15 protein-coding genes are annotated in these 11,940 nt (G+C 42.2%); 14 read left to right on the forward strand and 1 reads right to left on the reverse strand.

Annotated features, from left to right (window positions below; genetic code table 11):
- Window positions 1-130 precede the first annotated feature (130 nt).
- The 14 genes from ACYVBM_RS08520 to ACYVBM_RS08585 all read left to right on the forward strand — a co-directional run bounded on the left by ACYVBM_RS08520 (window position 131) and on the right by ACYVBM_RS08585 (window position 11,702).
- Window positions 131-2,053 carry a BspA family leucine-rich repeat surface protein gene (locus ACYVBM_RS08520; protein WP_460685217.1) on the forward strand — a complete coding sequence of 641 codons (1,923 nt, stop codon included), beginning with the start codon at window positions 131-133 and terminating at the stop codon, window positions 2,051-2,053.
- A 97-nt stretch (window positions 2,054-2,150) separates the two neighbouring features.
- Entirely contained in the window at window positions 2,151-3,026 is an 876-nt protein-coding gene (locus ACYVBM_RS08525) for an LpxL/LpxP family acyltransferase (RefSeq protein WP_460685218.1), read from the forward strand.
- A gap of 168 nt (window positions 3,027-3,194) precedes the next feature.
- Window positions 3,195-3,401 (forward strand): DUF433 domain-containing protein, encoded by a 207-nt coding sequence (locus tag ACYVBM_RS08530; protein ID WP_460685219.1) that lies wholly within the window; start codon window positions 3,195-3,197, stop codon window positions 3,399-3,401.
- Complete coding sequence (locus tag ACYVBM_RS08535; RefSeq protein WP_460685220.1) at window positions 3,398-3,565, forward strand: DUF5615 family PIN-like protein; 168 nt, start codon at window positions 3,398-3,400, stop codon at window positions 3,563-3,565. The genes ACYVBM_RS08530 and ACYVBM_RS08535 overlap by 4 nt, the downstream gene beginning before the upstream one ends.
- Window positions 3,566-3,709: 144 nt before the next feature.
- Window positions 3,710-4,126 (forward strand): 3-hydroxyacyl-ACP dehydratase, encoded by a 417-nt coding sequence (locus ACYVBM_RS08540; RefSeq protein WP_460685221.1) that lies wholly within the window; start codon window positions 3,710-3,712, stop codon window positions 4,124-4,126.
- Between the two features lie 9 nt (window positions 4,127-4,135).
- Window positions 4,136-4,774, forward strand: coding sequence for a hypothetical protein (locus tag ACYVBM_RS08545; protein ID WP_460685222.1), 639 nt, complete (start codon window positions 4,136-4,138; stop codon window positions 4,772-4,774).
- A complete protein-coding gene (locus ACYVBM_RS08550) occupies window positions 4,774-5,193 on the forward strand; it encodes an acyl-CoA thioesterase (RefSeq protein WP_460685223.1) in 420 nt (139 codons plus the stop codon). Before ACYVBM_RS08545 ends, ACYVBM_RS08550 begins: the two co-directional genes overlap by 1 nt.
- Before the next feature lie 121 nt (window positions 5,194-5,314).
- Window positions 5,315-6,478: a beta-ketoacyl synthase N-terminal-like domain-containing protein gene (locus tag ACYVBM_RS08555; RefSeq protein ID WP_460685224.1), complete on the forward strand. Its 1,164-nt coding sequence runs from the start codon at window positions 5,315-5,317 to the stop codon at window positions 6,476-6,478.
- 52 nt (window positions 6,479-6,530) lie between these two features.
- Window positions 6,531-7,610 carry an SAM-dependent methyltransferase gene (locus tag ACYVBM_RS08560; protein ID WP_460685225.1) on the forward strand — a complete coding sequence of 360 codons (1,080 nt, stop codon included), beginning with the start codon at window positions 6,531-6,533 and terminating at the stop codon, window positions 7,608-7,610.
- Between the two features lie 67 nt (window positions 7,611-7,677).
- Complete coding sequence (locus ACYVBM_RS08565; RefSeq protein WP_460685226.1) at window positions 7,678-8,196, forward strand: ORF6N domain-containing protein; 519 nt, start codon at window positions 7,678-7,680, stop codon at window positions 8,194-8,196.
- A gap of 38 nt (window positions 8,197-8,234) precedes the next feature.
- Complete coding sequence (locus tag ACYVBM_RS08570) at window positions 8,235-9,506, forward strand: NAD(P)/FAD-dependent oxidoreductase (RefSeq protein ID WP_460685227.1); 1,272 nt, start codon at window positions 8,235-8,237, stop codon at window positions 9,504-9,506.
- Window positions 9,507-9,524: 18 nt separating this feature from the next.
- Window positions 9,525-10,145: a hypothetical protein gene (locus ACYVBM_RS08575; protein WP_460685228.1), complete on the forward strand. Its 621-nt coding sequence runs from the start codon at window positions 9,525-9,527 to the stop codon at window positions 10,143-10,145.
- Between the two features lie 19 nt (window positions 10,146-10,164).
- A complete protein-coding gene (locus ACYVBM_RS08580; protein WP_460685229.1) occupies window positions 10,165-10,437 on the forward strand; it encodes a phosphopantetheine-binding protein in 273 nt (90 codons plus the stop codon).
- A 17-nt stretch (window positions 10,438-10,454) separates the two neighbouring features.
- Window positions 10,455-11,702, forward strand: a complete 1,248-nt coding sequence (locus ACYVBM_RS08585; RefSeq protein WP_460685230.1) for a beta-ketoacyl-[acyl-carrier-protein] synthase family protein — start codon at window positions 10,455-10,457, stop codon at window positions 11,700-11,702.
- Window positions 11,703-11,723: 21 nt separating this feature from the next.
- Here the strand turns inward: ACYVBM_RS08585 and ACYVBM_RS08590 are convergent, their stop codons facing one another.
- Window positions 11,724-11,921: a hypothetical protein gene (locus ACYVBM_RS08590; RefSeq protein ID WP_460685231.1), complete on the reverse strand. Its 198-nt coding sequence runs from the start codon at window positions 11,919-11,921 to the stop codon at window positions 11,724-11,726.
- Window positions 11,922-11,940 lie beyond the last annotated feature (19 nt).

The raw sequence follows: 11,940 nt of genomic DNA on the forward strand, positions 1-11,940 counted from the left end.
ATCCAGCTCAATCCTGGGTAGTTTTGCTGGTGTTTAGCTTCCGTTTAAATTCAGCACCACTTCATCTGAATCAGTATTCATAAACCCCCCGCTTACATGTGTATATTTTAAAAGTCCTAAAAATCCAGTCATGAACCGCAAACTAATTGCTTTTCTCTTTTTCTTTTTTACGGCATGCCATTTTGTGATTGCCGCGAACGAGCCTTTTACTACAATATGGCAAACTCCTAATGCAGCAATCCGGATAGACGCCATCGGCGAATTTACCTATAGCTGGAAAGACCTGAACAATGTATCCCATACCGGGAGTGGAAACGGCGGCTCCGCATCGGGAAGCGTATCGTCTACAAACATATCGTTTGGAGCCGCCGGCAGGTACCAGCTTGAAATCACTCCTGCAGCAGGCGCTTATCCATTTTCTCATATAGAAATGAACTATGGTTATCCCCATGCCAGTTATCTCCGCGAAATTGCTCAATGGGGCGATATAGCCTGGAGCAGCATGGCCTTTGCATTTATGGACGCCCAGAATCTTTCTGTTACCGCTTCCGATGTACCTGACCTGAGCAGGGTAACCGATATGAGCCAGATGTTCCTGGGGTGTTCTGCTTTAGCTACTATTCCCCATATTGACCAATGGGATGTAAGCCATGTAACCGATATGAGCCGTTTGTTCGGATTGTGTATGTTGTTAACCAATATTCCCGGTATCAGCAGCTGGAATGTGGGTAATGTAACAGATATGAGCGGTATGTTTGGCGCTGCACACCTGTTCAATGAAGACATTAGTGGCTGGAATGTGAGCCAGGTGGAAAATATGGAAAACATGTTTGCAGACGCATCTGCATTCAATATCGATATCAGCGGGTGGGATGTAAGCCGTGTAACAAATATGAGAGAAATGTTTTATGTTGCTACCTCATTTAACCAACCCATCGGCAAATGGAAAAGTAAGACCGGTAAGGTGCAATCTACGATGGCCATGTTTTCTTCCGCCACCGCTTTTAATCAGGATCTTGATGAATGGGATATGAGCATGGTAACGGATATGCAGCAAATGTTTTACGGGGCAACGGCTTTTAACGGAAATATCAGCAACTGGGATGTCAGCAAAGTAGAATATATGTCTTTTATGTTTGCGGGTGCCACTTCCTTTAACCGGGATATCGGGAGTTGGAATGTAAGCTCAGTGATGGATATGTCTTCCATGTTTGCAAATGCCACCTCCTTTAACAGGAATATTGGCGGCTGGAACGTGCGCAAGGTAACCAACACCAGCTATATGTTTTCTAGGGCCACGGCTTTTAATCAAAACCTCGGGGGGTGGGAGCTAAACGCATTAAAAGTCTCCATCTTCAGCTCTTCTGCAGAAGGGATGTTATCATACAGCGGTTTGGATTGCAGCAATTACAGCAAAACCCTAATCGGGTGGGCAGAGAACTCCGCGAATATGCTTATGAATATAAAGCTTGGTGCAGACGGGTTGGTTTATGGCACCGGGGGCCAGGCTGCAAGAGGAGTGCTTACCACAGTAAATAAATGGACGATAACGGGAGACAATTATGATGGAAGCTGCAGTATCCTGCTGCCGGTAAACTTTGGAGCGGTTACCGCTATATTTAAAAATAACAGGCTACATATTAGGTGGGCCACTCTTTCGGAAACCAATAACAGCTATTTTGATATAGAAGTTTCTAAAAATGGGAAAGTATTTACGAAGCTGGAAACTGTAAGCAGCAAGGCGGTGAATGGAATGTCGGATACGCTCCTTGATTATGAATATACTATAACAATGCAGCCGGCAGTATCCATTGCGGGACTGTCGGTTTTTATTTTGGGCTTATTATTTTTTGGCTCCTGCAGAAAAAGAAAAACAGTTTGTTTTGTAGCATTGATATTCGTTTTAGGTTTCACATCGCTTATATCCTGTCAAAAAAATAATAGCAGCGTTGAAGCGTCGGCACAAATGAGTCAGCTGTTTATCCGTATCAAACAGGTAGATAAAAACGGGAATTTTGAATACAGTAAGGTGGTGAAGGCGGTAATGGAATAGAACTTATAGGACGTAATATATTATAATTTCCTCGAAATAAACGCTTATATTAAATGCCGCTTTCTCCTAACTTTAGGGTCCGAAATCTATTGTATACATGACAGACTGGGAAGGGAAATCCAGGGGTAATAAAACCGGCTACGGGATATTTATTGCTATACTAAGACGTGCAGGAGTATTACCCGCATACGTATTGCTGATTTTTGTAGCGGCGTATTATTACCTGTTTAGCTGGCAATCGTCCAAAGCTATCTGGAATTATTTCAGGAAAAGGCTGAAGTTTCCTTTTTTCAGATCCGTTCTAAAATTATACAGCAATTATTATTGGTTTGGACAGGCAATCATTGACCGTATTGTAATGATGGCGGGAATTAAAAACAGGTTCACCTTTAATTTTGATGGTGAAGAACATTTACACCAGATGGTAGCCCATGGGAAAGGCGGGCTATTACTGAGCGCTCATATTGGCAATTGGGAAATAGCAGGCTACCTGCTCAAAAGGCTCAATACCCGCATCAATATTGTGATGTTTGACGGGGAGCACCAACAGCTGAAAGAGTATCTTGAAAATGCCGCTGGCAGGCGCAATGCCCATATTATTGTTATTAAAGATAACCTGTCTCATATTTACGAGATCATGGAAGCGCTGAACAATAATGAACTGGTTTGCATGCACTCCGACCGGTTTTTGCCGGGAAACAAAACACTGATGGCTGAGTTCTTGGGCAAACCCGCCCGGTTCCCGCAGGGACCTTTTGCGTTGGCCTCCAGGCTTCATGTACCGGTATCGTTTGTTTTTGCTTTAAAGGAATCTCTTTTTCATTACCATTTTTTTGCAACAGAAGCGATTGAGTATAAAAGTTCAGGAAGCGCTTTACCTGAAGCGGTATTGGCAGAATTTGTAAAAGCTATGACAGAGAAAGTGCAGCTGTACCCGTCTCAATGGTATAATTATTATGACTTCTGGAAATAATAGCGATTGGGTTAACGGGCAACGTTAAGCCGCCGCACTAACGTTACCCGTTAAGATCGCCAGGGAAAAATAAATTGATGCAACCGCACGCAATAAGCCTTCACGGGTGTTTAACAACGGCGTTAGTTTTGGAAATAAAATGTGTAGCTTTACAATAAATAGAACGTTATGTTAATAGCCAACCGAATAACAATAAATTCCGAAGTATGCAATGGAAAACCTGCCATCCGTAATACACGTTATACGATTGATTTAATTCTCGATTTGTTGAGTGCAGGAATGACGCCGGCAGAAATAATTGAAGATATTAGGGCAGGGTTGGCTTATGCATCACAACTATCGAAAGTAAAAACTATACATCGCATTGTAGCATGAAGTTTCTCGTAGATGCAAATTTACCTTTTAAGTTAGCCCAATCCCTGAAAGACAAGGGCTATGATGTGATTCATATAGATGACTTGCTGCATAAAGAACGCACAAAAGACAGGGAAATTCAGACTTTGAAAAGATTGTTATGCTTTTTAATTCTTATGATTTGATTGAATTAGACAATGAGCAAATTATTGGGCACGAAAAGTAAAAAGATCCTGGCTTGCTGAGTTTTGCTGCCCGATGAAATGATTAGAAACGATATAAAAAATACCTTCAATTTCCTTACTTTTAACGCCATTAATTCATTTTTTTTGAGCATAGCCACTGATATACTGCCTCTTATACCCCAGCGAGCCCCATTTGTAATGGTCGATACCCTGGAAACCTGCAATGAAACCGGCGCTTCAACCCGTTTTACCGTGAAAGAGGATAACCTTTTTTTATTCAATGGGCGGTTGACGGAACCGGCGTTAATAGAGAATATTGCACAAACGGCTGCCGCGCATATGGGGTACAGTTACCAGCAGCAACAAAATCCGGTACCTGTTGGATTTATTGGTGCTGTTCAGCAGTTAAAGATCAGCGCCCTTCCGGAAACAGGGGATGTACTTGATACGGTTATTAAGATTAAACATCAAATATTCAATGCAACGATAATCGAAGGAAAAATGTCTTTAAAAGATACATGTATAGTTACCTGCGAGATGAAAATTTTTACTCAACAATAAAGCCTGGTTATGAAAAGATTTTTCCTTAAAACGATGTTTTCTTCTGTAGTACTTTTCACAACGCTCTTTGCCAAAGCCCAATCATTAGATGAAGTGCTGACTGATAAAGAAGCCCCCATTCTTTATTATGGGATAGATTTTACCAAAGCAAAATTAATCGGAGATCCTGATGCAAAGCCTGATGACATTGTAAGCAGGCAGTTTGCGGGAATTAACCAGGTAATAGTTAATGAGGGGGATAAATATAATATTGCAAAAGCGTTTAGAAAAAGCCATATCAAAAGCAACCTGGATATTGTTAATGAAAGAAATATGAAAACAGATCCGGGCCAGTTGCTTTCATCTAATACAGAAGATTATAACAGGCTTTCAGAAAAGGATATATCGGCGCTTATTAAAAATTTTAATACCGGGGGAAGAACCGAAACAGGTTTGCTGTTTGTTGTAGATGGTATGAATAAGACGGGGAAATTATTATCTGTTTGGGTCACATTATTTAATAGTAAAACAAAAGAGATACTGCTTTGTAAGCGTGTAGAAGGAAATGTAGGTATGGCTTTTAGTTTTAGAAATTATTGGGCCGGAGGCTTTAAAAATGTGATAGACCAAATAGAAAAGGCCCGGTATAAAGAGTGGAAATCTAAATAATGAAAACATTGACCCATACTATCGAAATTCTGATCCGCTTCAATGAGGCCGATCCGCTGGGCATTGTATGGCATGGGCATTATATCCGTTATTTTGAGGACGGGCGAGAGGCGTTCGGAAAACAGTATGGTATCGGATACCTCGATTTTTTCAAAAAAAATGTGGTAGTGCCTATTGTACATGTAGAGTGCAATTACAAAAAATCCCTCAAGTTTGGCGATGTGGTAGTTGTGGAATCCACGTACCACCCCTGCGATGCAGCCAAAATCATTTTTACTTACCGGCTCTATAAAAAAGGAGAACCAGCAGTAATTGCCACCGGTTCCACCACACAGGTTTTTTTAGAAAAAGATGCGCAAACCCTATTGTTAAACAATCCACCTTTTTTCGAAGAGTGGAAAAAACTACAAGGTGTGTAACACTTTCTATGAACCCAGCAGCAATATTATTATCAACCATTATAAACCGGTGCATACATCAGCAAACAAAAATTGTCAGCAATAGGATGCCCTGCCCGGAGAGAGGGGCTGGAGAAGAACGATGAAAGCTGTTTACGCCATATCAGATAATATTGTTTCGCCACTGGGCATTACAACCAGCCAAAATTTTTCGCAACTGCTGAAAGGGGAGAGCAGTGTGCAACGGCATGAAGCAGGCGATAAAAGTCCTAAAACATTTTGCAGTTCACTTTTCCCTGAAAATTTCTGGCAGCAAAATACCGTTCTTTTTTTTACAAAATTTGAGCAATTGCTGGCTTTGTCTGTTAAAAATGTGCTGGAGCAAACTCAGCTCAACCCGGCAGATGGAAAAACCGGTCTGATCATTTCTTCTACCAAAGGAAATATCAGCCTGCTGGAAGAGCAGGAAATTACAGACCAGCTAAAACGCGAGATTGGCCTTACTTCATCGGCAGGGAAGCTGGCTGCGCATTTTGGTTTTGCCGCGGCACCTGTTATTATATCCAATGCCTGTATTTCCGGCATTGTGGCTTTAATTACTGCCAAGCGAATGTTGCAATCCGGCCAATATGAGCACATTATAGTTACTGGTGCCGACCTTATCACCAGATTTATCCTTTCCGGTTTTCAATCCTTCCAGGCCGTAAGCGATGAGGCTTGCAAACCTTTTGATGCTGAGCGGAAAGGCATTAACCTGGGCGAGGCGGCTGCATCCATTGTACTGTCTGTGCATCAGCCTGGTACAGAAAATACCATAGAGCTGGGCGGCGGTGCGGTAAGTAATGACGCCAATCATATTTCCGGTCCATCGCGTACCGGCCAGGAATTATTTAGTGCCATGCAGCAGGCTATGAATGAGGCAAAGGTTACCGCAGAAGAAGTAGATTTTATTTCGTTACATGGCACGGCGACATTGTATAACGATGATATGGAGAGTAAGGCGGTTCGCCTGGCCGGGTTACAAGCTGTGCCGGTGAATAGTTTAAAGGGCTACTATGGGCATACATTAGGTGCTGCGGGGCTGATTGAAAGTGTTATCAGTATCCAGTCGCTCAAAGAAAATGTAATACTTCCAACCAAAGGTTTTATTACTCCCGGAACTACTGAAGGTATAAACGTTTGCAGTACCTTGCAGTACACAGAACTAAATACCTGCTTAAAAACAGCATCCGGTTTTGGCGGCTGTAATGCAGCAGTGATTTGGAAGAAAGTATGGAAAAGCAGGAATAGAATAGGATTTAAATAATAGAGCAGGAAGAAACTTCAAACTAAAAAATAACAAATCACAAATCGAGCAGATGGCGAATTTTTACTCAAAAGACAAAAGATCGGCTTTAAATGCAAAACACTATGCCCAGGTAATAGCACATGGCCCTATTGTATTCCAGGTGGCAAAAGTGCTGAGGGATAAAGGAATTTTAAGCACGATTGAAGAGGCAAAATCGGGTATTGCGCTTTCTGAAATCGCTGAGAAAACCAGGGTTTCTGAATATGGGGCCAGGGTCTTGCTCGAAGCAGCCCTGGGTATGGAAATGGTAACTGTTGATGATAAGGGGAAATACTACCTGGCCAAAACCGGCTATTTTATTTTGCATGATCCGCTTACCCGTGTAAATATGAATTTTGTGCAGGATATTTGCTATAAAGGCTTGTTCCACCTGGAAGAAGCGATCGATACCGGTAAACCTGCGGGGTTAAAGGAGCTGGGTAACTGGAGCACGGTTTATGAAGGGCTTTCGCAGTTGCAGCCTCATCAGCAAAAAAGCTGGTTTGAGTACGACCATTTTTTCTCCGATATCGCTTTTCCGCTGGTATTGAAACATATTTATAAACCGGAAAATCATATTAAAAAACTGCTGGAAATTGGCGGGAATACGGGAAAGTGGGCGTTAGCTTCCACAAAGTTTGATAAGGAGGTAAGGATAACCATAGTGGATCTGCCCGGTCAGGCAGCAATGGCTCAAAAAAATATCGAAGACTTAGGGTTAAGCAACAGGGTTGATTTTTATCCTGCCAACGTGCTGGACGAAAGCGTTCAGTTTCCTGCCGGGTACGATGCGGTTTGGATGAGCCAGTTTTTGGATTGCTTTTCAGAAGAGGAAATCGTTTCTATTATGGCGCGCTGTGGTGCTGCGCTGAACGAAGAAGGCGCTATTTACATTTTAGAAGCTTTTTGGGACAACCAGCGTTTTGAAACGGCGGCATTCTGTATCCAGCAATTGTCCATCTATTTTACAGCAATAGCCAATGGTAACAGCCAGATGTATGATAGCCGGGTGTTTAAAAAATGTATTGACAAGGCGGGATTTGATATAGTTGAGGAAATAGAAGGTATTGGGCTCAGCCATACGCTGCTGAAGTGCAGGAAGAGGAGATAGTTTACAGTTGAAAAGTTTATAAGTTGAAAGAAGGGAATGTTATGTGATATATATTTAAGTAACCGGTATGGAACTCCAGGTAATACAAAATAAAATTTACGAATTAAGAGGGCTGAAAGTTATGCTTGATTTTGATCTGGCAGAACTGTATGAAGTGGAAACCCGGGCATTAAAGCAAGCGGTTAAGCGTAATATTGAACGATTCCCGGAAGATTTTATGTTCCAGCTTTCAAAAGCGGAATGGAAGAAGCTTATCACAATTTGTGATAACCTGCCCGAAGGTATTAAGTATAGTCCGGCTACTCCTTTTGCCTTTACCGAACAAGGGGTTGCTATGCTTTCGGGTGTCTTAAAAAGCACAACAGCGATCCAGGTAAATATTTCTATAATGCGGGCTTTTATTGTATTGCGACAGTATGCTTTATCTCATAAAGATCTTACAGAAAAATTAAAAAAGATTGAACGTAAATATAATAAACAGTTTAAGGACGTTTATGAGGCGCTAAACTATCTGCTTACAAAAGATAAGCAACAGGAGGAGCACAGGAACAGGGAGCGGATCGGTTTTAAAAGAAATAGCGAATAAATAAAAATATATTAATCACAATAAATTAAGGTTCAAACATGCAGCCCGAACAAACAGACGTACTTGTAATTGGTGCAGGCCCTGCCGGTACCGTGGCCGCTTCTATCGTAAACCAGGCGGGATATAAAGTGAGGATCGTAGAAAAACAAAAGTTTCCGCGTTTTGTAATTGGCGAAAGCCTGCTGCCGCGTTGTATGGAGGCGCTGGAAGAAGCCAAGTTTTTGGATGCGGTAAAAGCGCGCGGCTACCAGCAGAAAAACGGGGCCAAATTTGAAAAAAACGGGAAAATATGCAATTATTTTTTCAATGATCAGTTTACAAAAGGCTGGGAATGGACCTGGCAGGTGCCCCGTGCCGATTTTGACCAAACACTGGCCCAAACAGTTGAAAGCCAGGGTGTACGGGTAGAATATGAAACCACGGTAACCGCTATCCATTTTAACCCTGATGGAAGCTCAACTACAACTATAGAAGACAAAGAGGGCAATAAAAGGGAGATTTTTGCAAGGTTCATCATTGATGGCAGCGGTTATGGCCGTGTTATTCCTAAATTATTTGGCATGGAGCGCCCCAGCAATCTGCCGCCGCGCAAGGCCGTATTTACACATTTGGTAGACACCCGGCGCTCGATGGACGACGAGCCGGATAGGATTACCATTATTGTACACGAAAAAGCTGTGTGGATCTGGGTGATACCTTTTTCAACAGGAATAACCTCTGTAGGTTTTGTAGCGGATCCTTCGTTCTTTGAACAATACACGGGCTCGCAAGAAGAGATAATGCGGGCCTTGATCGCATCGCAACCTTATATTGCCGAACGCATGAAAGATACCGAACTGGTGTTTGAACCAAGGGTGTTACAATCCTGGTCGGCAACAACCGATAAGTTCTACGGAGAGGGTTTTGTGCTAACCGGTAACGTAACCGAGTTCCTGGATCCGGTATTTTCTTCAGGTGTTACACTGGCTACCGTTTCCAGCCAGATCGCCGGTAAGCTGGTAGTAAAAAAATTGAAAGGAGAACCGGTGGATTGGGAAAGAGATTATATGGAAGTAATGATGCAGGGCGTAAATACCTTCCGCAGCTATGTCATGGCCTGGTATGAAGGAACCTTAGATACTATTTTCTTTGCCGATAACCAGGATACCGAAATTAAAAGGAAGATCTGTTCGGTGCTGGCGGGATATGTATGGGATACAGATAATGATTATGTAAAAAACCACGATACGGCATTGCGAAAACTGGCAAAAACCATCCACCTGAGAGATAGCATTACTTATATCAATAACGGGTTTAAAGACCCGGAATAAAATTGCAACGAAACCAGTATGGTATCAGAAGAAAGCCCCGTTCATATCATATCTACCTGCCTTATCCGTAATAATAAAGTATGGAAGGAAAAGCAGCTCCTTTTTGAAGGCAGGGAGCGAGGTATAAATTTTTTACATTCTCTTTACGAAAAGCTGGATAATAATTATCCAAAGTTTTATAAGATGGACGCGCTCTGCAAAATAGGTACCATTGCGGCACATGTTCTTTTGCAGGCGTTTGATATAGCCCTTTACGAACCTGAAGAGATCGGGATTGTATTGTCTAATAAAAATGGCAGTATTGAGGCCGATATCAATTATTTCGAATCGTCCAAAACCTACCCCAGTCCTGCTTTATTTGTGTATACGCTGCCCAATATTGTAATTGGTGAAATAAGCATCAGGTATGGCTTTAAAGGAGAGAATGCTTTTTTTATTAGTGAAAAATTTAATGCAGACTGGCTGTATTTCTATGTAAACAACCTGCTGCAATATCATAATATTAAAGCCTGTATCTGTGGTTGGGTTGATGTAGCGGATGAAGAATATGATGCCTGCCTTTTTTTAGTTGAGAAAAAAACTGAGAATGGCATTAACTTTACTGCCGAAAATCTGGACATTTTATATAACCGCCCATAATAAAAATTAACATACAGCGATGGATAGGAATGAGCTGATACAGCAGTTGAAAGAGCAAATTATAAAGCAATTAAACCTTGCCGATAAAAAACCGGAAGATATCAGGGATGATGATCCGCTTTTTGTAGAAGGTTTAGGCCTTGATTCTATTGATGCACTTGAGCTGATTGTGCTGCTGCAGCAGGAGTACAACATTAAGTTAAAAAATGCAGAAGAAGGGCAGACTATTTTCCGTTCTGTAAGCACTATGGCCGATTATATTTTAGAACAACGGGCAGGATCTGCTAACTAATTTCTTATACGTAATAAATGGAGCGCCAGTTGCCGGATGTTGCTGATACCCACGTATCCTCCAGGAGTGAGGCCGTTTTCATAGCAGGGTTGGGTGTAATTTCTGCCATTGGTAACAATGTTGCCGAGAACCTTGATGCGCTGACCTCGGGTCGGGCCGGAATAGAGACCATGAAGCGCCTTGATTCCATACATAAAGAAGTACTGCCTGTTGCAGAAGTAAAACTTACCAATAAAGCCCTGTCGGATTTAGCACAATTGCCGGAGCATACCAGCAGAACCGCTTTGTTAAGTACAGTTGCTGCAAAAGAAGCTTTAGATCGTTCGGAGATAGATATTACCCAATGGCGCACCGGCTTCATATCGGCCAACTCGGTAGGGGGTATGGATAAAACCGAAGATTTCTTTAAAGATTTTTTACAAAACCCCGGCACCGGACATTTACGCAATGTGGTAAATCATGAATGCGGTGCGGTTACAGAAATTACGGCCGACGCTTTGGGCGTTAAAGATTGGGTAACCACCATTAGTACCGCCTGCTCTTCTTCTGCAAACAGTATTTTTTTAGGAGCCAGGCTTATAAGGCAAAACCGGCTGGATGTGGTAATTGCCGGTGGCGCTGATGCGCTTACTAAATTTACACTGAATGGCTTTAATACGCTGATGATATTAGATAACCAGTATTGCCAGCCTTTTGATGAGAACCGCCGTGGGCTGAACCTTGGCGAAGGCGCTGGTTATGTGGTGCTGGTTTCAGAAAAAGTAGCAGCAACTTTAGCTCGTATACCTGCTGTAACTATCAGTGGTTGGGCCAATGCTAACGATGCGCATCATCAAACAGCTTCTTCTCCCGAAGGGAAAGGCAACCTGCTGGCTATGAAAGGCGCTTTGCAAAAGGCTGGCCTGCAACCGGCAGATATAGATTATATTAACCTGCATGGTACCGGCACCAATAATAACGATATTGCTGAAGGTACCGCTATTAAAACTTTATTTGACGGTAATCATCCTCTCATGAGCTCTACCAAATCCTTTACGGGGCATACTTTGGGCGCCAGTGGTGGTATTGAAGCCGTATTTTCTGTTTTGGCCCTGCAGGAAGATAGGATATTTCCCAACCTTCGTTTTGAAACACCCATGAAGGAGCTTCCTTTCTGTCCGGTTACCGAACTGCGAAAAGCAGCCATTAAAAACGTAATGTCCAATTCTTTTGGCTTCGGAGGCAATTGCAGCTCGCTGGTATTTAGCAAATACACATCCCGGTAAAACCAAAAGGCAGTGGTTACCCTATTTTTTCACGTCACCACTTTTCAAAATAGGCTCATATTCCTTAAACCGGTGTTCCCTGATGGGTTTTACAAAGGGTTCCGTTTTAAAATACAACAGCAGGCAGGGGCTGATATTATTGTATTTTTCTACAAATTCGTAATTCACCAGTTCGCCGTTTTTTATACGTTGCTTTATTTTGTTGTGATAAGGGTACATAAAGAAGAATACAGATTCA

Source organism: Niabella aquatica, assembly GCF_054779315.1.